Source organism: Amycolatopsis samaneae (assembly GCF_039541975.1).
In the GTDB taxonomy this organism is placed as follows: domain Bacteria; phylum Actinomycetota; class Actinomycetes; order Mycobacteriales; family Pseudonocardiaceae; genus Amycolatopsis; species Amycolatopsis samaneae.
Map to the genome: position 1 here is coordinate 75,467 of NZ_BAABHG010000001.1, position 23,182 is coordinate 98,648.

At 72.0% G+C, this 23,182-nt stretch carries 23 protein-coding genes; 14 read left to right on the forward strand and 9 right to left on the reverse strand.

Annotated features, from left to right (window positions below; genetic code table 11):
- Window positions 1-48: 48 nt before the first annotated feature.
- Window positions 49-495, reverse strand: a complete 447-nt coding sequence (locus ABD987_RS00360; protein WP_345385533.1) for a MarR family winged helix-turn-helix transcriptional regulator — start codon at window positions 493-495, stop codon at window positions 49-51.
- A 164-nt stretch (window positions 496-659) separates the two neighbouring features.
- Between ABD987_RS00360 and ABD987_RS00365 the strand changes: the two genes are divergently transcribed.
- Complete coding sequence (locus ABD987_RS00365; RefSeq protein ID WP_345385535.1) at window positions 660-1,130, forward strand: cupin domain-containing protein; 471 nt, start codon at window positions 660-662, stop codon at window positions 1,128-1,130.
- A 7-nt stretch (window positions 1,131-1,137) separates the two neighbouring features.
- On the opposite strand, the gene ABD987_RS00370 is transcribed toward ABD987_RS00365, so the two are convergent.
- Window positions 1,138-2,034 carry a LysR family transcriptional regulator gene (locus ABD987_RS00370; RefSeq protein WP_345385537.1) on the reverse strand — a complete coding sequence of 299 codons (897 nt, stop codon included), beginning with the start codon at window positions 2,032-2,034 and terminating at the stop codon, window positions 1,138-1,140.
- A 154-nt stretch (window positions 2,035-2,188) separates the two neighbouring features.
- On the opposite strand from ABD987_RS00370, the gene ABD987_RS00375 reads away from it, so the two are divergent.
- Window positions 2,189-3,280 carry an FUSC family protein gene (locus tag ABD987_RS00375; RefSeq protein ID WP_345385539.1) on the forward strand — a complete coding sequence of 364 codons (1,092 nt, stop codon included), beginning with the start codon at window positions 2,189-2,191 and terminating at the stop codon, window positions 3,278-3,280.
- Here the strand turns inward: ABD987_RS00375 and ABD987_RS00380 are convergent.
- Window positions 3,258-5,528, reverse strand: coding sequence for an FdhF/YdeP family oxidoreductase (locus ABD987_RS00380; protein WP_345385541.1), 2,271 nt, complete (start codon window positions 5,526-5,528; stop codon window positions 3,258-3,260). The genes ABD987_RS00375 and ABD987_RS00380 overlap by 23 nt on opposite strands.
- A 283-nt stretch (window positions 5,529-5,811) precedes the next feature.
- Between ABD987_RS00380 and ABD987_RS00385 the strand changes: the two genes are divergently transcribed.
- On the forward strand, window positions 5,812-7,032 hold the full coding sequence (locus ABD987_RS00385; RefSeq protein WP_345385543.1) for a PucR family transcriptional regulator: 1,221 nt from the start codon (window positions 5,812-5,814) through the stop codon (window positions 7,030-7,032).
- A gap of 93 nt (window positions 7,033-7,125) precedes the next feature.
- Window positions 7,126-8,064, forward strand: coding sequence for a Dyp-type peroxidase (locus ABD987_RS00390; protein WP_345385545.1), 939 nt, complete (start codon window positions 7,126-7,128; stop codon window positions 8,062-8,064).
- Window positions 8,065-8,121: 57 nt separating this feature from the next.
- Here the strand turns inward: ABD987_RS00390 and ABD987_RS00395 are convergent, their stop codons facing one another.
- On the reverse strand, window positions 8,122-8,655 hold the full coding sequence (locus tag ABD987_RS00395; RefSeq protein WP_345385547.1) for a cupin domain-containing protein: 534 nt from the start codon (window positions 8,653-8,655) through the stop codon (window positions 8,122-8,124).
- 126 nt (window positions 8,656-8,781) lie between these two features.
- Between ABD987_RS00395 and ABD987_RS00400 the strand changes: the two genes are divergently transcribed.
- Complete coding sequence (locus ABD987_RS00400; RefSeq protein WP_345385549.1) at window positions 8,782-9,411, forward strand: TetR/AcrR family transcriptional regulator; 630 nt, start codon at window positions 8,782-8,784, stop codon at window positions 9,409-9,411.
- Between the two features lie 8 nt (window positions 9,412-9,419).
- Here ABD987_RS00400 and ABD987_RS00405 read toward each other — a convergent pair whose 3' ends face one another.
- Complete coding sequence (locus ABD987_RS00405) at window positions 9,420-10,367, reverse strand: DMT family transporter (RefSeq protein WP_345385551.1); 948 nt, start codon at window positions 10,365-10,367, stop codon at window positions 9,420-9,422.
- On the opposite strand from ABD987_RS00405, the gene ABD987_RS00410 reads away from it, so the two are divergent.
- The 3 genes from ABD987_RS00410 (at window position 10,366) to katG (ending at window position 14,628) form a co-directional block, all read left to right on the forward strand.
- Entirely contained in the window at window positions 10,366-11,781 is a 1,416-nt protein-coding gene (locus tag ABD987_RS00410; RefSeq protein ID WP_345385553.1) for an aminotransferase-like domain-containing protein, read from the forward strand. The genes ABD987_RS00405 and ABD987_RS00410 overlap by 2 nt on opposite strands.
- Window positions 11,782-11,921: 140 nt before the next feature.
- Window positions 11,922-12,353 carry a Fur family transcriptional regulator gene (locus tag ABD987_RS00415; RefSeq protein ID WP_345385555.1) on the forward strand — a complete coding sequence of 144 codons (432 nt, stop codon included), beginning with the start codon at window positions 11,922-11,924 and terminating at the stop codon, window positions 12,351-12,353.
- On the forward strand, window positions 12,274-14,628 hold the full coding sequence (katG, locus tag ABD987_RS00420; RefSeq protein ID WP_378213992.1) for a catalase/peroxidase HPI: 2,355 nt from the start codon (window positions 12,274-12,276) through the stop codon (window positions 14,626-14,628). The genes ABD987_RS00415 and katG overlap by 80 nt, the downstream gene beginning before the upstream one ends.
- 89 nt (window positions 14,629-14,717) lie before the next feature.
- On the opposite strand, the gene ABD987_RS00425 is transcribed toward katG, so the two are convergent.
- The gene (locus ABD987_RS00425; protein ID WP_345385559.1) at window positions 14,718-14,861 is read right to left on the reverse strand and encodes a hypothetical protein; all 144 of its coding nucleotides are present in this window, start codon (window positions 14,859-14,861) and stop codon (window positions 14,718-14,720) included.
- A gap of 278 nt (window positions 14,862-15,139) precedes the next feature.
- Here ABD987_RS00425 and ABD987_RS00430 point away from each other — a divergent pair, with 278 nt between their 5' ends.
- Both ABD987_RS00430 and ABD987_RS00435 read left to right on the forward strand, forming a co-directional pair.
- The gene (locus tag ABD987_RS00430) at window positions 15,140-16,447 is read left to right on the forward strand and encodes an SGNH/GDSL hydrolase family protein (RefSeq protein ID WP_345385561.1); all 1,308 of its coding nucleotides are present in this window, start codon (window positions 15,140-15,142) and stop codon (window positions 16,445-16,447) included.
- A 134-nt stretch (window positions 16,448-16,581) separates the two neighbouring features.
- The gene (locus ABD987_RS00435; RefSeq protein ID WP_345385563.1) at window positions 16,582-17,328 is read left to right on the forward strand and encodes a dienelactone hydrolase family protein; all 747 of its coding nucleotides are present in this window, start codon (window positions 16,582-16,584) and stop codon (window positions 17,326-17,328) included.
- Between the two features lie 9 nt (window positions 17,329-17,337).
- On the opposite strand, the gene ABD987_RS00440 is transcribed toward ABD987_RS00435, so the two are convergent.
- Both ABD987_RS00440 and ABD987_RS00445 read right to left on the reverse strand, forming a co-directional pair.
- Window positions 17,338-17,562, reverse strand: a complete 225-nt coding sequence (locus tag ABD987_RS00440) for a three-helix bundle dimerization domain-containing protein (RefSeq protein ID WP_345385565.1) — start codon at window positions 17,560-17,562, stop codon at window positions 17,338-17,340.
- A gap of 130 nt (window positions 17,563-17,692) precedes the next feature.
- Window positions 17,693-18,421: an SDR family NAD(P)-dependent oxidoreductase gene (locus ABD987_RS00445; protein WP_345385567.1), complete on the reverse strand. Its 729-nt coding sequence runs from the start codon at window positions 18,419-18,421 to the stop codon at window positions 17,693-17,695.
- Window positions 18,422-18,534: 113 nt separating this feature from the next.
- On the opposite strand from ABD987_RS00445, the gene ABD987_RS00450 reads away from it, so the two are divergent.
- From ABD987_RS00450 to ABD987_RS00460, 3 genes are read left to right on the forward strand one after another with little or no spacing between them, the layout of a single operon-like run.
- Window positions 18,535-19,470: an AraC family transcriptional regulator gene (locus ABD987_RS00450; protein WP_345385569.1), complete on the forward strand. Its 936-nt coding sequence runs from the start codon at window positions 18,535-18,537 to the stop codon at window positions 19,468-19,470.
- A 56-nt stretch (window positions 19,471-19,526) separates the two neighbouring features.
- Window positions 19,527-20,108: a TetR/AcrR family transcriptional regulator gene (locus ABD987_RS00455; RefSeq protein ID WP_345385571.1), complete on the forward strand. Its 582-nt coding sequence runs from the start codon at window positions 19,527-19,529 to the stop codon at window positions 20,106-20,108.
- A 22-nt stretch (window positions 20,109-20,130) separates the two neighbouring features.
- The gene (locus tag ABD987_RS00460; protein ID WP_345385573.1) at window positions 20,131-21,330 is read left to right on the forward strand and encodes an alpha/beta hydrolase family protein; all 1,200 of its coding nucleotides are present in this window, start codon (window positions 20,131-20,133) and stop codon (window positions 21,328-21,330) included.
- Window positions 21,331-21,339: 9 nt separating this feature from the next.
- On the opposite strand, the gene soxR is transcribed toward ABD987_RS00460, so the two are convergent.
- Entirely contained in the window at window positions 21,340-21,834 is a 495-nt protein-coding gene (gene soxR / locus ABD987_RS00465) for a redox-sensitive transcriptional activator SoxR (protein ID WP_345385575.1), read from the reverse strand.
- Between the two features lie 43 nt (window positions 21,835-21,877).
- Here soxR and ABD987_RS00470 point away from each other — a divergent pair, with 43 nt between their 5' ends.
- The gene (locus ABD987_RS00470) at window positions 21,878-23,062 is read left to right on the forward strand and encodes an MFS transporter (RefSeq protein WP_345385577.1); all 1,185 of its coding nucleotides are present in this window, start codon (window positions 21,878-21,880) and stop codon (window positions 23,060-23,062) included.
- The last annotated feature ends 120 nt before the right edge of the window (window positions 23,063-23,182 follow it).

The window sequence follows — 23,182 nt, forward strand, 5'->3', positions numbered from 1 at the left end:
GCCGTTTCGCGCAGGGGCGTTCCCGACACGCCGGAGGCCGGGAGCGGGTCACCCCGGCTCGGCCGCGAGCCGGTTCCAGACCTCGGCGAGATGCCGGAGATCGTCGTCGCCGAGCCGGTCGAAAAAGAGCTCGCGCAGGTCGCCGTGGTGACGGCGCCAGGCCTTGCGCAGCAGGGCGCGTCCCTCCCCGGTCAGCGTCATTTCGAAGCCACGGCCGTCGGCGTCCGATCGCTGCCGCCGCACGAGGCCCCGCCGCTCCAGCCGGTCGGCGAGCCGGGTGAGGCCGCCGGTGGACATCACGCGCCGCTCGGCCAGCTCGGACATCCGCATGCCGTTCGGGCCCGCCTCGCCGAGCAGCGCGAGCACGCTGTACTCGGGCAGGCTCACGTTCAGGGGCGCGAGGCCCTCCTCCATCGCACGCAGAATCCTGTCGTGCGTGAGCAGGAACCCGCGCCACGCCTCGTCTTCGAGGGGACGCAGCTTCTCGGTGGCCATGCCCGGACTGTAGCGGAGAGCACGCACAGGTTGCCTGCGCAGGTAACTACCCGGACCGCGAAGCGGCTGTGACGGACAGCACAATTCCTGGATGTAGTTGTCTGCGCAGATAACTATAGAAGAAGACGGCGCACCGTGTCGCCGCGCGAGGAAGGGAATCCGTCATGAGCAATGCCTTGGTACGCAACCGAAACGACGGCAAGACCTACCGCTACTACCACTTCTCCCACGAACAGGTCGTGTCGACCGCCGAGACCAACGGGGCGGTCAGTGTCGTGCGCATCACCATGCGCAAGGAGGACGCGCCGCCGCTGCACCGGCACAGCCGCGAGGACGAGAGCTGGGTGGTCCTGTCCGGCCGCGTCCGCTTCTGGGTGGGGGCCGAGTCACTGGACGAGTGCGAGGTGCACGACGCCGAGCCGGGGGCCTACATCTACTCGCCGCGGTTCGTTTCGCACACCTTCCAGCCCCTGACGACGACCGCGGAGGTCCTCGTCATCAACAACCCCGGTGCCATCGAGGGCTACTTCCAGTCGGTCGGCGCCAGCGACACGCGCGACGACACGGCGCACGCCGCGCTCCTGGCGGAGTACGGGATCGAACTCCTCGACAGCCCACCACGACCCGAAGCCTGACCTGACCTCAGCCGTCGGCGTCCCGGGTGGCCGTCGCGACGCGGGTCAGGGCGCGGGCGAGCACCGAGCCCGGCTCCGTCGCGCCGGTGACCAGCGCGACCGGCGTGGTGACGGGCGGATCGGCCAGCCGCACCACCCGGGCACCGGCGGGGAGGCGCAGCGTGTCGAGCCAGGACCCGGGGAGGATGCTTGCCCACCGGCCGGTGCCGACGTGCGCGAGCAGGGTCACCACGGAGTCGGTTTCCAGTCGCGGCGTCACCGCGAGACCGCGCCCGGCCAGCGCCTCGTCGATCAGCTGACGGCCACGCATTCCCTTGTGCAGCAAGCACATCGGCAGTTCCAGCGCCTCCGCCCAGCCCGGATCCTCCGCCCGGCCGGCGAGCAGGTCACCACCGGCGACGAGCACCTGACGCTCCTCGTACAGCGGGGTGACCAGGAGTCCTTCGAGGTGTGGCTCGTCCGGGTGCACGACACCGGCGTCCAGTTCGAACCGCCGGATGCGGTCGACGATCTCCGCCGTGCGTAGGCTCGCCTCCACCCGCACCCGGACCAGCGGATGCGCGGCGCAGAACGGATCGGTCAGCGACGCGACGGTGCCCGAGGCGGCCGGGACCACGCCCAGCCGCAACTCACCGGTGAGACCGGTCCGCAGCGCGGAGACCTCCTGCCGGAGGGCGTCGTGGTCGGCCAGGATGCGCCGGGCCCACGGCACGAGCCGTTCCCCCTCCGGTGTCAGGCCCTCGAAGGCACGTCCCCGGCGCACCAGCGGCACCTTCAGCTCGTGCTCCAGCTTGCGGATGGCCTCCGACAGCGCGGGCTGGCTCACGTGGCACGCGGCCGCGGCGCGGGCGAAGTGCCGTTCCCTGGCGAGCGCGGCGAAGTACTCGAGCTGACGGAACAGCATGGCCCATTCCACCACGCCCGCGCCGGGCCCGCCCGCGCTGATCGGCGCCGCCTATCGGCCGGTCGGAACTTCCGCTTGGACGCGTGGCCGCCCCGCCCGGCAGACTGGGCAACCAGTTCCGCGGACCGGCCGCGCAGACGACGGGAGAGCTTCCTTGCGCGCAGCCCGGGTCCCGGCACGGCCGTTCGCCGGGCTCGGCCCCGCCGGGAGCGACTGGCCGCACGCGCGCCGGGTGGCGATCGGGCTGCTCGTGCCCGGTCTCGCCCTGCTGCTCGCCGGGCGTCCGGATCTGCTCATCTACGCCGTTTTCGGGTCCTTCACCGGCATGTACGGACGGGCCGAGTCCCCCGGGCTCCGGCTCCGGCACCAGACGCAGGCGGGGACGGTGCTCTCGGCGGGCGTCGCGATCGGGATCGCGTTGTCCGCCTGCCACGCCCGGCCGTGGGTCCTGGTGTCCACGGAGGCCGTCTTCGCGGTCGTGGTGGCGCTGGTGACGAACCGGCTCGGGCTCAGCCCCCGCGGGCCGTTCTTCGGGATCTTCGCGCTCGGCGCCGTCGCCACCGTCCCGGCGGGCCGGATCGCGCCGTGGGCGGCGCTGGCGATCTGCGTCGCCACGGCCGCGTTCTGTGTCCTCATCGGACTGTCCGAAAGGCTTTCCGGTACCAGGAAACCCGTGCCCGGCGAGGCGGTGGCCGAACCGGCGCGCTGCGAAGCGCGGTGCGCGCGGCGACGGCGGCCGTGGTGCGCGCTGACCCACGCGGCGCGCTACGGGCTCGCCATCGCGGCGGCGGGGTCGATCGGGCTGCTGCTGGGCGTCGACCACGCCAACTGGGCGATGGCCTCGGCCGCCGTGCCGCTCGCCGCCGCCGACGCGCGCAACAGCCTCCATCCCGGTATCCGCAGCGTCGTGCGTCGCGGCGCGCACCGGGTGCTGGGCACGCTCGCCGGGCTCGGGGCCGCCGCCCTGCTGCTCCTGCCCCCGTTCGGCCCGACGCCGCTGGCGCTGTCGGTGATGGTGCTGCTGTTCCCCACCGAGCTGTTCATGGCCCGTAACTACGGTCTGGCGCTGGGGTTCTTCACCCCGCTGATCATGGTGATGACCGAGCTGGCCACCCCGGCCGAACCGCTGACGCTCCTCACCGACCGCGGGCTCGACACCCTGCTCGGTGTCGCCGCGGGCATCGCGGCCGCGGTCCTCGTCCGCGGCCCGTGCTCTCCGCGCCTCAGGCGGAGGGACGGACGGTGACGGTGAGGTGCTTCATGATCGGCTGGTCGCTTTGCGTGCTGTAGTCGCCGATGGCGCACAGGACGTTCATCTCCGGCATGTAGCCCGCCGCGCAGCCACGGGGGATGTCGTACGGGACGGCCTTGTAGCGGTACAGGCACCGGGTACTGCCGTCCTTGGCGGTGCTGGTGATGTCGACCTCGTCGAACTCGGCCAGCCCGCGCTCCCGCATGTCCTCGGCGTTCAGGAAGATCAGCGTGCGCAGGTTCCTGATCCCGCGATAGCGGTCGTCGTCGGAGTAGATCGTGGTGTTCCACTGGTCGTGCGAGCGCATCGTGCCCAGCGCCAGCGTCCCGGGCGCGGGCACCACGTCGGGCAACGTGGCGGTGGAGAACTCCGCGCGCCCGGACGGGGTGTGGAAGACCAGCTCGCGGGCGGGCTGGCGGATGCGGAAACCCAGCGGCAGCCGCACCCTGCGGTTGAAGTCCTCGAAACCGTCGAGCACCCTGGCCATCGTGTCGCGGATCCGGTCGTAGTCCTCGACGTAGCTCTCCCACGGGGTGGCGCTGTCCGGCAGCGCCGCGCGGGCCATGCCCGCGATGATCGCCGGTTCCGACAGCAGGTGCGGCGAGGCGGGCCGCTTCATCCCGACCGACAGGTGCACCATGCTCATCGAGTCCTCCACCGAGGTGGACTGGAGTCCGCCGCGCTGGTGGTCCTTCTCGGTGCGGCCGAGGCACGGCAGGATCAGCGCCTGCCGCCCGTGCACGAGATGACTGCGGTTGAGCTTCGTGCTGACCTGCACGGTCAGCTCGCACTCGCGCAGCGCGGCGGCGGTGTAGGGCGTGTCCGGCGCGGCGAGCGCGAAGTTCCCGCCCATGCCGACGAACACCTTCACCTCGCCGCGGTGCATCGCCTCGATGGTGCCCACGGTGTCCAGGCCGTGCTCCCGGGGCGGGGTGATCCCGCAGACCTCGCCGAGCCGGTCGAGGAACGCCGCCGCGGGCCGGTGGTCGATGCCGCAGGTCCGGTTGCCCTGGACGTTGCTGTGCCCGCGGACCGGCGAGGGCCCGGCGCCCTCCCGGCCCAGGTTTCCGCGCAGCAGCAACAGGTTGACGATCTCGCGGACGGTGTCGACGCCGTGCTCGTGCTGGGTGATGCCCAGGCACCAGCTGACGATGCTGCGGTCGGCCTCGCGGTAGATCCGGGCCGCCGCGCGGATGTCGGCGACGGCGACGCCCGACTGGTGCTCGATCTCCTCCCACGAGGTGGCCTCGCAGAGGGCGCGGTAGTCCGCGAAACCCGTGGTGTGACGCTCGATGAACTCCGTGTCGAGCGCCTTCGGATCGGTACGCGCCTGTTCCAGTACGGCCTTCGCCATGCCGCGCACCAACGCCATGTCCCCGCCGATGCGCGGCTGCACGTTCAGGTTCCCGGTGGGCGTGGCGCGGAGGGTGGCCATCCGCGCGAAGTCGTGCGGGATGATCGTCCGGGTGGCGGCCGCCTCCACCAGCGGGTTGACGTGCACGATCCGCGCGTTCCGGCGGTATGCCTCGGCGAGCGCGGTGAGCATCCTCGGCGCGTTGGACGCGGCGTTCACCCCGAACACGAACAACGCGTCGGTCAGCTCCCAGTCCTTGAGGTCGACGGTGCCCTTCCCGGTGCCCAGCGCCGCCTGCATCGCGCGGCCGCTGGCCTCGTGGCACATGTTGGAGCAGTCCGGGAGGTTGTTCGTGCCCAGCTCGCGGGCCATGAGCTGGTAGAGGAACGTCGCCTCGTTGCCGAGCCGGCCCGAGGTGTAGTAGGCCGCCTGGCCGGGGTCGTCGAGACCGGACAGCACGCGGCCGACGAGGGCGAACGCGTCCGGCCAGGAGATCGGGACGTAGTGGTCGGTGTCCGGGTCGTAGCGCATCGGCTCGGTCAGCCTGCCCTGGTCCTCGAGCGCGAAATCGCTCCAGCCGGACAGCTCCGTCACGGTGTGCGCGGCGAAGAATTCCCTGCCGACGCGTTTGCGGGTCATCTCCCAGGTGACGTGTTTGATGCCGTTCTCGCAGATGTCGAGATGCAGGCCCTTGGTGTCGTCCGGCCACGCGCACCCCGGGCAGTCGAAGCCGCCGTTCTCGTGGTTCATCTTCAGGATCGCGCGCGGTCCGTCCAGCAGTTCCCGCTCGCGGACCAGGAACCGGGTGACGCTCTTCGCCGCGCCCCAGCCCGCGGCCGGGTGGTGGTAGGGCCGGAACTCCGGCTCCGCGCCGTCCTGCTCGGTCATGACCGCACGCTCCCGTCGCCGCCGTACCTTCGGTCCCATCCGACCATGGGGCCCGCCCCCGCGAAAGGAGCCGGAACACCGTGTCGATGAAAGCACACAACCGGGTGAGCCGCCCCGCCGGCGAGACCGATGTGGACGAAGACAGAATTGTTTGTCGCGGGCCACAACGGCACCGGACTGTGTTGACGGCCCGGCCGTTCTCCCGTAGACCGGTCGGCAATTCCTGCCGAACGGAAAAACGGAATATCCGCCGAAAGCGGGGAATCACGGAGATGGTCACCCGGTGAACGACACCGTGCTCACCGAACTGCTCGCCTGGGCCGGGACGCGGCTGCCCCGGCTGATCGACGACGTCCACGCCGCGGTCTGCGACCGGATCGACCTGTACCGGGACGAAAAGATCGTGCCGCGCGAGGAGCTGCACCGCTCGATCGCGGTCAACCTGCGGTTCGTGGTCGGCGCGCTCGCGGCCCCGGACACCCCGCCCGATCTCGCCGCGCCGACCGAGACGGGCAGCCGTCGCGCGCACCAGGGGGCACCGCTCCCGGAGGTGCTGCAGGTCTACCGGATCGGGTGCGCGATGCTCTGGGACCTGCTGGTCGGCCGCGCCAGGGAGTACCCGGAACCCGGCGCGCTCGACGCGCTCGTCGAGGTGGCCGGCCTGCTCTGGCAGGTGAACGACGAGCACGCGGTGCGGCTCACCGAGGCGTACCGGGCGGCCAGCCGGGAACTGTTCGCCGCCCGGCAGCGGCGCCGCTCGGCACTGGCCGAGGCGCTGTTCACCGGCCAGCGGGTGTTCAACGCCGGTCCGTGGGAGGCGGGCAAGCTGCTCGGCCTGTCCCTCGACGGGCAGCTGGCCGTGGTGGCGGCCGAGACGCGCGGCCTCGCCGAAGAGAGCCTGCCCGGGATCGAACAGCGGCTCGCCCGGCTCGGGATCGTCTCGGCCTGGCAGCTCACGCCCACCCTGCAGGCGGGAGTGGTGTCCCTGCGCGAGGAACAGCACGACGCCCTGATGGCGGTCCTCTGGGACGTCGCGGTCACCCGCACGGGCGTGAGCCCGCTGTACCGGTCGCTGACCGAGACCCCGCGTGCGCTGCACCTGGCCAGGACCGCGCTCGCCGGGCTCCCGCCCGGCAAGCCCGACGTGCGGGCGTTCAGTCCCAGCCCGCTCGCCGCGTTCGTCGCCCATGACCCGGACGAGGGAGGACGTCTGGCCGACGAGGTCCTCGGTGCCGTGCTCGACCTGCCTGCCGAGGAACGCGAGGTGCTGTTGGAAACCCTGCACGCCTACTTCGCCGCCGGCGGATCGGCCGAACACGCCGGGCGGATCCTGCACTGCCACGCCAACACCGTCCGGTACCGGCTGCGCCGGATCCGGGAACTCACCGGCCGCTCGCTGCTCGATCCCCGTGCCCTCGCCGAACTGGTCACCGCGGCACAGGCGCTGCGGCTGAAACCCGGGCGCGGGCACACCGGGACGCCGCCGGAGGAGAACGAGGACTGAGTCAGGGCGGCCTGACTCGTCCGGCCGGACGAGTCGCGCGACGCCCGTTCCCGCGCGACGATCGCCGTCCCACCACCAGATCGGAGAAAGCCGGTGCCCGAGGCCCAGGGCGTGCTCGCCCCGCTCACCGAAAGCGCGTTGTTCCTCACCCTCACCATCGGACCCGGCGGCGAGACCGCCGTGCACGAACTGCTGCCGGACCTGGCCGGGATGGTCCGCTCGGTCGGGTTCCCGCTGCCCGAGGAGGACCTGACCTGTGTGCTGGGCATCGGCTCGGCGGCATGGGACCGGCTGTTCACCGGTCCGCGCCCGGCCCGGCTGCACCCCTTCCGCGCGATCGACGGCGCGCGCCACCACGCGCCCGCCACACCCGGCGACGTGTTCCTGCACATCAGGGCGAAGCGGCTCTATCCCTGTTTCGAGCTGGCCCGCCGCGTGGCCGGCGCTCTCGGGGCCGCGGTGTCCGTCGTCGACGAGGTGGTCGGTTTCCGCTACTTCGACCGGCGGGACCTGCTCGGCTTCGTCGACGGTACGGAGAACCCCACCGGGGACACCGCGTCCGCCGCGGTGCTGGTCGCCGACGAGGATCCCCGCTTCACCGGCGGCTCCTACCTGATCGTCCAGAAATACCTGCACGATCTGGACAAGTGGCACGCGATGCCGGTGGAGGCGCGGGATCACGCGGTGGGACGCCGGATGGTCGACGACGTCGAACTCGCCGACGACGTCAAACCCGGCGATTCCCACGTGGCACTGACCACGATCGAGGACGAGGACGGCACCGAACGCAAGATCCTCCGCGACAACATGCCGTTCGGCTCGATCGCCCGCGGCGAGTACGGCACCTTCTTCGCCGGGTACGCCGCCGATCCGGCGGTGACCGAGCAGATGCTCACCCGCATGTTCCTCGGCGAGCCCGCCGGGCACACCGACCGCATCCTCGAGGTGTCCACCGCCATCACCGGCGGGCTGTTCTTCGTGCCACCGGCGGACTTCCTGGACGATCCGCCTGCCTGCCCCGCCCGTCTCTGAAGGCCACCTTGAGGGACCCCAAGTCCCTCAAGGTGGCCTTCAGAGGCCTGGAGCCGGTCAGAGCAGTTCGGTGCGGTACCGGGCGGCCAGCGCGACGGCCCGTTCCCGCATCGCGGCCTGTTCCGCCTCGGTGAGCTCCGGTGGCGCGGAATCCGCGCTGTCCACCGGAACTGCTACCTCCAGGAAGTACTCCTCCTGTCCCGCCGGGGCGCACAGGCACAGCATGCGCGCGGGCCCGTCCGAGACGTTGCGGAAGAAGTGCGGCGCGTTCGCGGGGATGTTCACCGTTTCCCCCGCGCGCACCAGCACGTCCTCGCCGCGGCAGGTGAACCTGATCTGTCCACTCTGGACGGTGAACATCTCCTCGAAGTCGTGCCGGTGCGGGGGCGGGCCGCCACCCGGCGGGACCCGCATGTCGATCAGGCAGTACCGGCCGCCGGTCTGCTCGCCCGACACCAGGATCGTGTAGACGTCGCCGGCCAGCGCGAGGTGCCGGAGACCGGGATCACCGGGACGGGCGACGGTGAGCGCGCGGGCCGGGTCGTCGGGTGGGATCGCCGCCGGGTCTTCCGGAGACGTGCTCTCGGACAAGGTGACTCCTTCCAGCGGCGGTGGCCCCCGGCACCGAGAAATGCGGAACAATTCGTCCGCTTAATCGAGGTTAGCCTACGATCACCGGCACCGTCCAGGTCCGTTCCGTCCCGCGAAGGAGAGCCGATGCCCGGCCCGCGCAAGGCCCGCAGTGACGCGGAGGCCAACCGCCGCCGGCTCCTCGCGGCCGCCGTCACCGCGATGTACCGGGAGGGCCGCGCGGTCCCGCTGGCCACCATCGCGGCCGAGGCGGGCGTCGGCGTCGGCACCCTCTACCGCAGCTACCCCGACCGCGACGCCCTGTTGCGGGCCCTGGAACACCGCGCGTACGGCCTGCTCAACGACCTCCTTGACGACATCGAGCGCGAGGGCCTGTCCGGCCTGGACGCGATCGCGCGGTACCTGACCGGCTCACTCGCCATGAGCGACCAGCTGGTCCTGCCGTTGCGGGGCGCGCCGCCGCTGGTGACTCCTCCCGCGATCGAGGCACGCGAGTCGATCAACCGGAGGCTGGAAGCCTTCCTCGCGGCGGGCAGGGCCGACGGCGGGATCCGCGCACCGGTCAACGCCACCGATCTCATCGCCTTCTGCTCGCTGGTCACCCACCCGCTGCCCCACGGCCCGGACGGGGAACACCTGGCGCGACGCCAGATCGCGGTCTTCCTCAACGGCCTGGCGACCGGCGGGCCGGTCGAGGTCCCGGCGCCGCCGGTCACACGCGCCGACGTCGAACGCGCCTTCCGGCGGCACGCCTGATCCGCGCCTCAGTTCTCGCGCACGGGCTCGGCCCGCCCCAGCCGCGCGCGCACGGCGAACCCGGCGCAGCCGATCACCGCGACGCCGCCGAGGACGGTCGGCCAGGTGAGCCGCTCGCCGAGGAACAGCGCGGCCCAGCTGAGGGTCAGCACCGGCTGGACGAGCTGGACCTGGCTGACCCGCGACATCGGGCCGATCGCGAGCCCGCGGTACCAGGCGAAGAAACCGAGGAACATGCTCACCACGGCCAGGTAGGCGAACGCGGCCCACTCCCCCGCCGTCGTACCGCCGAGCGGCCGCTGGGCCATCGCGACCCCGGAAAGGACGACCATCAGCGGCGAGGCGAGCACGAGCGCCCACGACACGGTCTGCCAGGCGCCGAGTTCGCGCGCGAGGAGCCCGCCTTCCGCGTAGCCGACGGCGGCCGCGACGACCGCGCCGAACAGCAGCAGATCGGACCAGTGCAGCCCGCTGAGCCCGCCTCCCTGCAGCGCGGCGAACCCGACGGCGGCGGCCGCGCCCGCTATCGCCGTGACCCAGAACGACCTCGGCGGCCGCTCGCGCCCGCGGAGCACGGCCGCCATCGCGGTCGCCGAGGGCAGCAGGGCGATCACGACGGCACCGTGACCGGCGGGCGCGGTGGTCAGCGCGTAGGAGGTCAGTACCGGAAAGCCGACGACCACCCCGCCCGCGACGATCGCCAACCGTCCCCAGTGGACACCACGGGGCAGGCGCTGTCTCGTGCAGGCCAGCGCCACGGCCGCCAGCAGCGCGGCGACGACCGCGCGGGCGGATCCGGCGAAAAGGGGCGACATCCCGCCGTCCTGGACCGCGACGCGGGTGAACGGGACGGTGAAGGAGAACGCCCCGACCCCGGCCAGGCCCCACCAGAGGCCGGCGTGGGACGGGGATAGCGCCAGCCGGCGCGGGAGAGTAGCGCTACTCTGTTGTGTCATGTTCGACGATAGCAGCTCCGCCCGGATCGCCACCGCACTGCGGCAGTGGATCGCCACCGCCCCGCCGGGCGCGCGGCTGCCGTCGACGCGGTCCCTGGTCAAGCAGCACGGCGCGAGCCCGGTCACCGTGCAGAAGGCCCTGCGCGCGCTGATCGCGCAGGGCGCCGTGGAGAGCCGGCCCGGCGTCGGGACGTTCGTCCGCGCGGTCCGCACCGCCCGCCCGCACGACTACGGCTGGCAGACCGCGGCGCTCGGCTCGCCGAACCACCGGGTCGCGCACCTGCCCGCCTCGCTGCAGTCCGTCCCGAACGACGTGCTCGCCCTGCACTCGGGGTACCCCGACCGGGAACTGGTGCCGGAGCGGCTGGTCCGCGCGGCGTTCACCCGGGTGGCGCGGACCGACGCGCTGGTCAGCAGGCCACCGGCCGCGGGGCTCCCGGAACTGCAGGCCTGGTTCGCCGCGGAACTCGCCGCGGCGACGCCTGCCGAGATCACCCCGGCCGCGCCCAGCGACGTCGTGGTCGTCCCGGGGAGCCAGAGCGGGCTGCTGACCGCGTTCCGCGCGCTCGTCGGGACCGGGCGGCCGTTGCTCGTGGAATCACCGACCTACTGGGGCGCGATCCTGGCCGCCGCGCAGACCGGCGTCGACCTCGTCCCGGTGCCGAGCGGCTCGGCCGGTCCCGATCCCGACGCGCTGGCGCGCGCGTTCGAACAGACCGGCGCACGCGCGTTCTACGCCCAGCCGAACTTCGCCAGCCCGACCGGTGCGCAGTGGACACCGGAACTGGCCGAGCGGGTCATGGACACCGTCCGGCGGCACGGCGCGTTCCTGGTCGAGGACGACTCGGCGCACGACTTCGGGATGACCGCCGACCCGCACCCGGTCGCCGCGCGGGACGACGGCGGGCACGTGGTCTACCTCCGCTCGCTGAGCAAGAGCGTCTCCCTCGCGGTCCGCGTCGCCGGGCTGATCGCGCGCGGCCCGGCACGCAACCGCATCCTGGCCGACACCCAGGCGGAGTCGATGTACGTCAGCGGCGTGCTGCAGGCGGTCGCGCTCGACGTCGTCACCCAGCCCGGCTGGCACACCCATCTCCGCCGGCTCCGCCAGCAGCTCACCACGCGGCGGGACCTGCTCGTCGCGAGTCTCCGCGAGCACGCGCCGCAGGCGCGGCTGGACCTGGTGCCCCAGGGCGGGCTGAACCTCTGGGCCCGGCTGCCGGACAGCGTCGATCTGGGCCGGATCGTCCGGGAGTGCCACGCGGCCGGGGTGGTCGTCGGCGCGGGCGACGAATGGTTCCCGGCGGAACCGGCCGGGCAGTTCCTCCGGCTCAGCTACGCCGGTCCGCATCCCGGCGCCTTCCCGGAAGGGGCCCGCGCGCTCGGCGAAGCCCTCGCCCGCGAGTGCGCCTGACCTCCAACGCCCGATATCGGCACCGTGTCGGGTCCCACGGTCGACAGTGGACTCGCGCGACCCCGGCGAACCGGGTGTCCACATTCACCTCTTCGGCGCGTCAACTTGATTCATTCAAGAAAATGGGCGAGACTTCGTCCGTGCCCACGACTTCGGACTACGAACACATGCTGCGCGGCGCCGCGCTGCGCGTGACACGTCCTCGCGTGGCGGTGCTGACCGCGGTGTACGGCCATCCGCACGCCGACACCGATTCCATCATCGGCGCCGTGCGGGAGGACCTCGGCGAGGTCTCCCACCAAGCCATCTACGACGTGCTCCGCGCGCTGACCGCGGCCGGTCTGGTGCGGCGCATCCAGCCGGCCGGTTCGGTAGCACGGTACGAGTCACGGATCGGGGACAACCACCACCACGTCGTGTGCCGGTCATGTGGTGCGATCGAGGACGTCGATTGCGCCGTGGGTTCCGCGCCCTGTCTGACCGCCGACGACGATCACGGCTTCACCATCGACGAGGCCGAGGTCATCTACTGGGGCCTGTGCCCCGCCTGTTCCACCGCAACCAGTTCCTGAGCACCCGCTCCCCGATCCTGGAAGGATTCCCGTGTCTGACAGCCCTGACGCCGTTGTTGGCGAGTTGAACGAGGAGAGCGCGGGCGGTTGCCCGGTCTCCGCCGGGCGCTTCAAGCACCCGACCGAGGGCGGGAGCAACCGTGAATGGTGGCCGAACCAGCTCAATCTGAAGATCCTGCGCAAGCACCCGGCCGTGGCCAACCCCATGGGCGAGGACTTCGACTACGCCGCCGAGTTCAAGACCCTCGACCTCGACGCGCTGGCCGCCGACGTCGACGCGCTGCTGACCACCTCGCAGGACTGGTGGCCCGCCGACTTCGGGCACTACGGCGGCCTGATGGTCCGGATGGCGTGGCACAGCGCCGGCACCTACCGCATCGACGACGGCCGCGGGGGCGGGGGCGCCGGCATGCAGCGCTTCGCGCCGCTGAACAGCTGGCCGGACAACGTGAACCTGGACAAGGCCCGCCGTCTGCTCTGGCCGGTGAAAAAGAAGTACGGCCGCAAGATCTCGTGGGCCGACCTGATGATCTTCGCGGGCAACCGCGCGCTGGAGACCATGGGCTTCAAGACCTTCGGCTTCGCCGGTGGCCGCGCGGACGTGTGGGAGCCGGACGAGGACGTCTACTGGGGCCCCGAGCGCACCTGGCTCGGCGACGAGCGCTACACCGGTGACCGCGACCTGGAAGCGCCGCTCGCGGCGGTCCAGATGGGGCTCATCTACGTCAACCCCGAGGGCCCGAACGGCAACCCGGACCCGCTCGCGGCCGCGCGTGACATCCGCGAGACGTTCCGGCGCATGGCGATGAACGACGAGGAGACCGTCGCGCTCATCGCGGGCGGGCACTCGTTCGGCAAGACCCACGGCGCGGGCGACGCCGACGCGCACGTCGGCCCGGAGCCCGAGGCCGCGCCGCTGGAGGAGCAGGGCCTCGGCTGGAAGAGCAGCTTCGGCAGCGGCAAGGGCCGCGACACGATCGGCGGCGGTCCCGAGGTCACCTGGACCCCGACGCCGACCCAGTGGAGCAACTGGTTCTTCCACAACCTGTTCGAGTACGAGTGGGAGCTGACCAGGAGCCCGGCGGGCGCCCAGCAGTGGACGCCGAAGGACGGCAAGGCGCGCAACACCGTCCCGGACCCCGAAGACGGCAAGCTCAACCGCGCGCCCGGCATGCTCACCACCGACCTGGCCCTGCGGTTCGACCCGGTCTACGAGCAGATCTCGCGGCGTTTCTACGAGAACCCGGACCAGTTCGCGGACGCCTTCGCCCGCGCCTGGTTCAAGCTGACGCACCGCGACATGGGCCCGATCCAGCGCTACCTCGGGCCACTGGTTCCGCAGGAGGAGCTGATCTGGCAGGACCGCGTCCCCGCGGTGGACCACGAGCTGGTCTCCGACGCGGACGTCGCCGAGCTGAAGGCCAAGGTCCTCGACTCGGGCCTGTCGATCGCGCAGCTGGTCTCCACCGCGTGGGCGTCGGCCTCGACCTTCCGCGGCAGCGACAAGCGCGGCGGCGCGAACGGCGCGCGCATCCGCCTCGAGCCGCAGCGTGACTGGGAGGTCAACGACCCCGCCACGCTGACCCAGGTGCTGAGCACCCTGGAGGGCATCCAGCAGTCCTTCAACGGCGCCCAGACCGGGGGCAAGAAGATCTCGCTGGCCGACCTCATCGTGCTCGCCGGCGGCGCCGCCGTCGAGCGGGCCGCGAAGAACGCCGGTGTCGAGCTGACGGTGCCGTTCACGCCGGGCCGCACCGACGCCACGCAGGAGCAGACCGACGCGGAGTCCTTCGCCCCGCTGGAGCCCACCGCCGACGGGTTCCGCAACTACCGCGGCAAGAGCAACCGGATGCCGTCGGAGTACCTGCTGATCGACCGCGCGAACCTGCTGACGCTGAGCGCGCCGGAGATGACCGTCCTCGTGGGCGGCCTGCGTGTCCTCGGCGCGAACCACCAGCAGTCGCCGCTGGGCGTGTTCACCGCGAAGAAGGAGACGCTGACCAACGACTTCTTCGTGAACCTGCTCGACATCGCCACCGAGTGGACCCCGGTGGCGGAGTCGGGCACGGACCCGGAAACCTTCGAGGGCCGGGACCGCGCCACCGGTGAGCTCAAGTGGACCGCCAGCCGGGTGGACCTCGTGTTCGGCTCGAACTCCGAACTGCGTGCCGTCTCCGAGGTCTACGCGACCGACGACGCGCGGGAGAAGTTCGCGCACGACTTCGTCGCCGCGTGGGTCAAGGTCATGAACGCCGACCGGTTCGACCTGGTCTGATCCCCGCCGATCCCGTGGCCCGGGCCGGTCGTCCGTCGACCGGCCCGGGCCTTCGGGTGTCTCCTGTTCCGGGTGTCTGTTTCGGGTGTCTACTGTGGAGCGACGGCGGGCGCCGGCGCCGGGGCGGGCTCCGGCCGTGCCCTGGCTCCAACCCCGGCACCGGCCAGGCACGCGATCACCACGCACCACACCACGATGCGGAACAACGCCTTGGGCGTCAGCACAATACGCATGACCACTCCTGCGGACCCGGGCTTCCCGCCGTAGCCGGAAGCGTTCGCTGTACGGGAGTTTCTTTCACCGGCACGATCAACTGTGCCGCCGCCGCGCATCGATGACCACGGGTTTCCCGTTTCCGATCATTTCCAGGTCCGGCCCAGCACGCCGCCGGTCATCGGATGTATGACCGGAGAACCTCGACGGACCCTTGACTCCTCCGCGCATCCAACCGTAGCTTGTGGACTAGACATCCGATGTATCTCCGGCCGATAGCTCGACCCCGGGAGAGACCATGCGTTGGATCCATCGCCTGCGCGGCCCCGCCGCGACCGTCGTCGTCCTCGGCGTGCTCGCCGCCTCCCTGACCGGACCACCCGGCGCCGCGGGCGAGGACGCGGCCGCGGGACACCACCGGCGAGACACCTGGGTGGGCGGCTGGGCCGCCTCGATGGGACCGCCGGGCAGCGCCGGGATCTCCGCCACCGGCTTCGCCGACCGGACCCTGCGCCTGGTCGCGCACACCGCCGTCGCGGGCACCGCCGTCCGCATCCGACTGTCCAATGTGTACGGAACGGTGCCGCTCGACATCGGGACCGCCATGGTCGCGCTGCGCGCGGACGGCGCCGCCACGGTGCCGGAAACCCGGCGAACGGTGACCTTCGACGGCAGACCGGACCTCACCATCCCGCCGGGCGGGCAGGCCACCAGCGACCCGGTGCCGCTCCGCGTCGGCGACGGCGCCGACGTCGTGGTCAGCCTTTACCTGCCCACCCCGACCGGTCCCGCGACCTGGCACGGCTGGGCGAACCAGACCAGCTACCTGTCCGCTCCCGGCGATCACAGCACCGAGGACGGCGCCGCGGCGTACCCGGACAAGACGACCTCCACGTTCTTCCTGGAGGGTCTCGACGTGTCCACCACCGCCGCGGGCGGCACGGTCGTGGCGTTCGGCGACTCCATCACCGAAGGCGGCGCGACCACCAAGGACGCCAACCGGCGCTGGCCGGACGTGCTCGCCCGCCGCCTCGCCGCCGGGCCGCCGCACGAACGGCTGTCGGTGGTCAACGAGGGCATCGGCGGGAACCGCGTGCTCACCGACGCCGGTTTCGCCAGCGACGGCCGGATCAACCTCGGGGTCAACGCGCTGGCCCGGTTCGGCCGCGACACGCTCGCGCAGCCCGGCGTCCGGAGCGTGATCCTCCTGGAAGGCACGAACGACCTCGGCGGTGGCGGGCACGGCGTACATCCTGGCCGCCCGCTGACCGCGGACCAGCTGATAGCCGGTCTGCACACCCTGGTGCGCGCGGCGCACGCGCGCGGGGTCGCGATCTTCGGCGGCACCATCACCCCGAACGGCAAGCTCGATCCCGTCAACGAGCGGATCCGGGGCCAGGTGAACACCTGGATCCGCGGCTCCGGCGCGTACAGCGCGTTCGACGGCGTGATCGACTTCGACGCCGCCCTGCGCGACCCCGCCGACCCGCACCGGCTGCTCCCCGCCTACGACAGCGGCGACCACGTCCACCCGAACGACACCGGCCTGCGCGCCATGGCCGACACGGTGGACACCCGGGCGCTGCACCGGCCACCCCGCCCCTGACAGTCCACAGTGGACACGATTCGGACGATGCCGGCGGAAGTGGACCTTCGCGGTTCGCCACCCACCCGATGATCGGATCGGGGCTAGGCTGGCCGGTGCACACTGCCGACAAGCAATTGGGGAGTACTGGCGAAATGCGCAAGACGATGGTGGACGTCCCGGCCGCGGACGGGACCGCCGACGCGTACCTGGTGGTGCCCGACGGCGGGCCGCACCCCGGCGTGCTGCTCTTCCCGGACGCGTTCGGGCTGCGGCGGCGGATCGAGGAGATGGCGGAGCGGATCGCGGGCGCCGGATATGCCGTGCTCGCCCCGAATCTCCTTTATCGGGGCGGAAAGCAGCCGGAGATCGACATGACCGCGCTCGCGGACGCGACCAAGCGTGAGGAACTCTTCGGCCGGATCATGCCGCTGATCCAGGCGCTCGACACCGACACGATCACCCGGGACGCGGAGAAGTACCTCGACTTCCTCACCGCACAGGAGGGCGTCGCCGACGGACCGGTCGCGATCACCGGCTACTGCATGGGCGGCACGAACGCGCTGCGGGTGATCTCGGCGCTGCCCGGGCGGGTCAACGCCGCCGCGAGCTTCCACGGGGGCCACCTCGTCACCGACGCGCCGGACAGCCCGCACCTGCGGCTCGGTGGCATCACCGGCGAGGTGTACTTCGGCCACGCCGACAAGGACCACGCGATGACCGCCGAGCAGATCAAGGTCCTCGAGGCCGCGCTGGACGAAGCGGGCGTCACCTACCGCTCGGAGCTCTACGAGGGCGCGGACCACGGGTACACCATGTCCGACACGGCCGCCTACAACGAGGCGGCCGAGCAACGGCACTGGGAGAACCTGTTCGCGCTGCTCGAACGCGTCAACAACTGAGGCCCTCCGTTAGTGGTGGGCCGGATAGCGGGCGCGCAGCTCGTCGCCGGCCTTCCCTTCGGTCAGGTGTACGAGGTACGCGTCGACCGGGGAGTCGGCGCTGACCTGTTCGTAGGCGCGGCGCACGATCGCCGCGACCTCGTCCCTGGTCGCCGGGAAACGGGCGGTCAGGGAATCGGTCAGTTCGTCGAGGGCTTCGTCGGTCGGCGGCAGGTGCGGCGGATCGGCGGTCATGGTGACTCCATGGACTCGGAACCGGACACCGCCGAACGATAGGGGCACCGGTGCCCGGCCACAAGTGAAGGGCGGGCCGCTCCCCCGGTGAGTCCTCAGTGGACACTCACCGGCGGGAGCGGCCACCGGCTCACCAGCCGTCGAAGAAGTGCTCGGGAACGAGCTTCTCGCGCGGGTTCCCGGTGGAGTGCATGGTCCAGAGCAGCTCGGCCAGCTCGGCGGGATCGGCGGCGGGCTGCTCCCGCGCCGGGCCGCCCGCGTCCTCGGCCACCCGCTGCTCCGCGGCCGCGCTGCCCACGATGTATGCCCCGATGTAGAGCATGCCGACGTGGACACCCCGGTCCGCGACCTCCGCGGCGAGGGACTGGAGATAGTGCCGCTGCGCGGCCAGTGCGGGCGGCCAGCCGGTCATCCCGGGCAGGCCCCGCATGGCGGCGGCGCCCTGGGCGCTGAGCACGGCGCCTTCGCCCCGTTCGAGCATGGCGGGCAGGAACTCCCCGACCAGCGCGAGCAGCGTGTAGAGCGTCATCGGCATGAGGTCCCGCACTCGCTCCGGGTCCAGCGTGACGGCCGGGACGAACCCCGGGTCCGCGGGCGCGGGCCCGTAGTAGAGGACGTCGGGATGTCCGGCCTTCGCGCGGATCCGTTCGGCGAGCGCCGGCACGGAAGCGGTGTCGGAAAGGTCGCCGGTGACGACGTGGGTGGTGATGCCCTCGGCGGAAAGCTTCTCGGCGAACCGCTCCAGCGGGGCCGCGCGGCGGGCGACGAGGACGACGTCGTAGCCCGCCTGGCCGTACCGGCGGGCGACGGCCTGGCCGAGGCCGGGGCCCGCGCCGAACACCGCGATCGTTCGTGGCATGGACAACTCCTGTTTCTGGGACGAAAAGAACCGTGCTCCAGCCAACTCCCGGCAGCCAGGACGATCCATGGGAGAACGTCGCGGATTCCTTTGTCATCGTCTAGCGTGACCGGGTGGACGTCCTGAGCGACCTGCTGCACCGAGCCCGCGCCCGCACCTCCGTGGCCCACCAGCTGATCCGGCGGCCGCCGTGGTCGCTGACCTACGCGGACGCCCCGCCGCTCGCGGTGGTGGCCACGCTCGGCGGGCACGCGTCGATCCGGTTCGAGGACGCCACGCCGGTCCGGCTCGCCGCCGGCGACCTCGCCCTCGTCCGGGGCACCGGCCGGTACACCGTCGCCGACGATCCGGCCACCCCACCCGAGGTGGAGATCCGTGCCGGGCGGAAGTACTTCCTCGGCGGCACGGACGTGGTGCGCGCCAACCAGGAGCTGGCCCCGCGTAGCTACGGCGACGGCCTGCCGGGCGCCACGGTGCTGCTCCGCGGTTCCTACGAGCTCCACGGTGACGTCGCCGAGCGCCTGCTGGAGATGCTCCCGCCGCTGGCGGTCGTCCCGGCCGGGCCGCGGACCCGCGCCGCGCTGGACCTGCTCGCCGCCGAGGTCGCCCTGGACGAGCCGGGGCAGGACGCGGTCCTCGGCAGGCTGCTCGATCTCGTGCTCGTGCTGGCGCTGCGCGCGTGGTGCGCCGACGCGGAGACGGCGCTCCCCTCCTGGTACGGGGCACTGGCCGATCCGGCGATCGGTGCCGCGCTGCGCCTGCTGCACGCCGATCCCGCCCATCCGTGGACGGTCGCCGGGCTGGCCGCGAAGGCCGGGATGTCCCGCGCCGCCTTCTCCGCCCGCTTCACCGGCCGGGTCGGCGAGCCGCCGCTCACCTACCTCACCGGCTGGCGGATGGCACTGGGCGCCGATCTGCTGCGCGACACCGAGGCGACGGTCGCCGCCGTGGCCCGCGAAGTCGGCTACGAGAACGCGTTCGCCTTCAGTGTGGCGTTCAAACGCGTCCGCGGTGTCAGCCCGTCGACCTGGCGCCGCGACCAGGACTGACGACGTCGCGACCAGGGGTTGTGTACAGCGTAGACACCGACGTGTACGGTGTAGACATGGGCGACGCGGGAACGGCCGAACGGATCGCGGCGGCGGCGCTGGCCATCCTGGTGAAGGAGGGCGCGCAGGCCGTGACGATGCGCCGGGTGGCCGCGGCGGCCGGGGTCACCGCGATGGCGACCTACCGCCACTACCCGAATCGTGAGGCCCTGCTGCGCAAGGTGGCCGACGACGCGTTCGCGGAGATCGGCCGGGACTGGGGCCACCACGCCGGGGCCGGCGACTTGGAGACCCGGCTTCACCGCCTGAGCGAGGACTTCCTCGATTTCGCGCTGGGCAAGCCGAATCTGTACCGGTTTCTGCTGACGGACCGGCGCGACGAGGCGCGCAGGTTCCCGGAGGACTTCCGGGACGGCTCCTCACCCGCGTTCTCCCCGGTACTCGAAGCCGTCGAGCAGGCCATCCGCGAGGGACTGCTGCGGCCCGGCGACCCCATCGAGATCACGCTCGCCGTCACCATGCCGGTCGTGGGGCTGGTCCAGTTCTACCTCGGTGGCCGGATCGGGCTGAGCGAGCAGGATTTCCGCGCGCTGTGCGCGCGAACCGTGGAGCGGGTTCTCGACGGCACCCGGAAATAGCCGTCACCAAGGGGGATTTTCCATGGACACCAAGGAGATCGACGAGGAAACCGCGCCGAAGCCCCGGCGGAAGCGGCGCCGGATCGTGCTGATCGTGCTCGCGGTGCTGCTGGTGCTCGTGCTCGGCGGGGCCTTCGTGCTCGCCTGGCGGGTCAGCGATCTCGCGGTGGAACCCGACCACCAGTACTACACCCACCCCGACCACTCCGACGTCGTGCTCGCGGTGAAGCGTGCCGGCGCCGGCACGACCGTGGTGATCGGCTCGCCCGGCAGGTACTCCCGGCGGCACGGCACGTTCCGGATGCTCTGGGACGGCACGGAAGCGACCATCGGCGACCTCACCGCCGAGTCGCCGACGTCGGTGGAGCGTCCGATCCTGCGCGGCCCGGCGCCCTCGGCCGGGACGACGGTCACCGTGACCGGCGTGATGATGGCCGACCCGAAAACCTCGTACGGGCTGGACTACACCGAGGTCGCGGTGCCGACCGAACTCGGCCCCGCCCCCGCGTGGTACGTCCCCGCGACCGGTCCAGCCGCCTCGACCTGGGTGATCGCGGTGCACGGCCAGAACGGGCGGCGCAACGCCATGCTCGCCACCCCGGCCCTGCACCGGCTCGGCCTGCCGGTGCTCGCGATCACCTACCGGAACGACGAGGGGGCGCCCGCGTCCGAGGACGGGCTGATGCACTACGGCGATTCCGAGTACCGGGACGTGGAATCGGCGGTCCGCTACGCGCAGGGCCAGGGCGCCCGGCGGATCGTGCTCTACGGCGGTTCGATGGGCGGGCAGATCGTCGGCCAGTTCCTTGCCCGCTCCTCCTTGGCGGGCACCGTGGACGCGGTGCTGCTCGATTCGCCGTTGCTCAGCATGCCGATGGTCGGCGACTTCACCGCCAGGAACAACGGCGCGCCCGGCCCGATGGCGTGGCTGACCAACCAGGTGATCCGGTGGCGCACCGGCGTCGACATGAACCGCCTGGACCTGATCGGCCACCCACCGGCCACGAAGCCGCCGACGCTGCTGTTCGCCGGTGCCGCGGACCAGGAGGCCCCGGTGGACATGGACCGCGTTTTCGTCGACACGGCAAGGAAAACACAGTGGCCGGTGGAGTACCACGAGTTCCCCGGCGCCGGACACGTCGAGTCGTGGAACTCCGACCCCGCCCGCTACGAGCAGGCGGTCACCGCCTTCTTCACCCGCACGCTGCCCCGGACCGGCTGACCCACGTGGTCACAGGTCCATCGGCAGCACGCCCGGTTCGAGCAGCCGTCGTGGGCCGCAGCCCTCGGTGGCCAGCACGTCGTCCGGGTTGGCACTGCGGCACCGGTCGATGGACAGGCAGCCGCAGCCGACACAGTCGGTGAACCTGTCGCGGATCTGGGTGAGCCGGTGGATGCGCGCGGTGAGCCGGGCGTGCCAGTGCTCGGCGAGCCGTTCCCAGTCGCGCCGGGTCGGCAGCCGGTTGTCCGGGAGCAGCGCCAGCGCCTCGCGCACCTCGGCCAGCGGGATCCCGACGTGGTGGGCGATCTTCACCAGCGCGACCCGGCGCAGCGCCTCCCGCCGGTAGCGGCGCTGGTTGCCGCTGGTGCGCCTGCTGGTGATCAGGCCCTGCCGCTCGTAGAAGTGCAGGGCGGAAACGGAGACCCCGCTGCGGCGGGCGAGCTGGCCGACGGTCAGCTCGCCCGGCAGCGGCCCCGGTTCGCTCTCGTGTGACTCGGACCTCATGGAGATTGACCTTAACAATTGTTGAGGTTCTAGCGTCGTCACCATGACCACCACGACTGCCGCCGGGACACGGCGACCACCGAAAGCCCTGCTGGCGACGCTGCTCGGGGTCAGCACGATGACCATCATGGCCAGCGCCACGATCACCCCGGCGCTGCCGGGGATGGAACGGCACTTCGCCGGGGTGCCGCACGCCGAACTCCTGGTGCGGCTGGTACTGACCCTGCCGGGGCTGGCGATCATGATCGCCGCGCCGCTGCTGGCCCGGCTCGGCGCGCGGATCGGCCGAGTGCGCGTGCTGCTGCTGTGCCTGGTGCTGTACACCGTCGGCGGCGGCTCGGGCCTGGTGCTCGATTCGCTGCCCGCGCTGCTCACCGGGCGGGTGCTGCTCGGCGTCGGCATCGCGGGCGTGATGACGACCTCGACCGCGTTGCTCGCCGATCACCATCCCACCGAGGAACACGGCCGGGTGCTGGGCCTGCAGGGCGCGGCGATGGGCTTCGGCGGTGTGGTCGCGCTGCTGCTGGGCGGCCTGCTGGCCGCGCTGAGCTGGCGGGGCCCGTTCGCGGTCTACCTGCTGGCCGTGCCGCTGCTGGTCCTGGTGCTCCGCTTCGTCCCGGAGGCGGAGGTCCGGCAGACCGGCACCGAGGAGCCCGGCGGCGCCTCGCCGTGGAAGCCCCGGCTGCTCGGGCTGTACGCGCTGACCTTCCTCGGCGTCGTCGTGTTCTACACCGTGCCGACCCAGGCGCCGTTCTGGCTGGCCGAGGTGAGCGGGGCGGGCCCGGTCGTCGCGGGGGTGTCGATCGCCGCGGTCAACCTCGTGATGACGCTGGTGGGCCTGAACTTCCGGCGGATCCGCGCGCGCTGGGACTTCCGGCCGCTGGCCATCGGGATGTTCGCCGCCTTCGCCGCCGGGCTCCTGCTGATCGGCTCGTCGAGTACACTGTGGACGTTCGGGATCGGGATGCTCGTGGTCGGCGTGGGAATCGGCCTGCAGAACCCGACCGTCAACGGCTGGGTGGTCGCCTCCGTCTCCCCCGGCACGCGCACCAGGGCGCTCGGGCTGCTCACCTCGGCGCTGTTCCTCGGCCAGTTCGCCTCACCGCTGATCGCGCAGCCGGTGATCGGCGCGGCCGGGCTCGGCCGGACGTTCCTGTTCGCCGGTGTGCTCGCCGCCCTCGTCGCGGTGACGCTCACCGTCCTCCACCTCCGCCGTCGCCGGCACTGACCACCACACCGTCCACAATGGAGCATTCCGCCCGCTTCGTACGCGCCGACGAATTCGGCGGGCGGATTTGGGAACGCCGTACGGGCCGCCAGGGGCGGCGCGCTCGCTACCGTGGCCGTG

Bases quoted from the DNA above. Each gene is read 5' to 3' on its own strand.
- ABD987_RS00360 (WP_345385533.1), bottom strand. From the start codon at position 495: ATGGCCACCGAGAAGCTGCGTCCCCTCGAAGACGAGGCGTGGCGCGGG.
- ABD987_RS00365 (WP_345385535.1), top strand. From the start codon at position 660: ATGAGCAATGCCTTGGTACGCAACCGAAACGACGGCAAGACCTACCGC.
- ABD987_RS00370 (WP_345385537.1), bottom strand. From the start codon at position 2,034: ATGCTGTTCCGTCAGCTCGAGTACTTCGCCGCGCTCGCCAGGGAACGG.
- ABD987_RS00380 (WP_345385541.1), bottom strand. From the start codon at position 5,528: ATGACCGAGCAGGACGGCGCGGAGCCGGAGTTCCGGCCCTACCACCAC.
- ABD987_RS00400 (WP_345385549.1), top strand. From the start codon at position 8,782: ATGCCCGGCCCGCGCAAGGCCCGCAGTGACGCGGAGGCCAACCGCCGC.
- ABD987_RS00410 (WP_345385553.1), top strand. From the start codon at position 10,366: ATGTTCGACGATAGCAGCTCCGCCCGGATCGCCACCGCACTGCGGCAG.
- ABD987_RS00405 (WP_345385551.1), bottom strand. From the start codon at position 10,367: ATGACACAACAGAGTAGCGCTACTCTCCCGCGCCGGCTGGCGCTATCC.
- ABD987_RS00425 (WP_345385559.1), bottom strand. From the start codon at position 14,861: ATGCGTATTGTGCTGACGCCCAAGGCGTTGTTCCGCATCGTGGTGTGG.
- ABD987_RS00430 (WP_345385561.1), top strand. From the start codon at position 15,140: ATGCGTTGGATCCATCGCCTGCGCGGCCCCGCCGCGACCGTCGTCGTC.
- ABD987_RS00435 (WP_345385563.1), top strand. From the start codon at position 16,582: ATGCGCAAGACGATGGTGGACGTCCCGGCCGCGGACGGGACCGCCGAC.
- ABD987_RS00440 (WP_345385565.1), bottom strand. From the start codon at position 17,562: ATGACCGCCGATCCGCCGCACCTGCCGCCGACCGACGAAGCCCTCGAC.
- ABD987_RS00445 (WP_345385567.1), bottom strand. From the start codon at position 18,421: ATGCCACGAACGATCGCGGTGTTCGGCGCGGGCCCCGGCCTCGGCCAG.
- ABD987_RS00455 (WP_345385571.1), top strand. From the start codon at position 19,527: ATGGGCGACGCGGGAACGGCCGAACGGATCGCGGCGGCGGCGCTGGCC.
- ABD987_RS00460 (WP_345385573.1), top strand. From the start codon at position 20,131: ATGGACACCAAGGAGATCGACGAGGAAACCGCGCCGAAGCCCCGGCGG.
- soxR (WP_345385575.1), bottom strand. From the start codon at position 21,834: ATGAGGTCCGAGTCACACGAGAGCGAACCGGGGCCGCTGCCGGGCGAG.
- ABD987_RS00470 (WP_345385577.1), top strand. From the start codon at position 21,878: ATGACCACCACGACTGCCGCCGGGACACGGCGACCACCGAAAGCCCTG.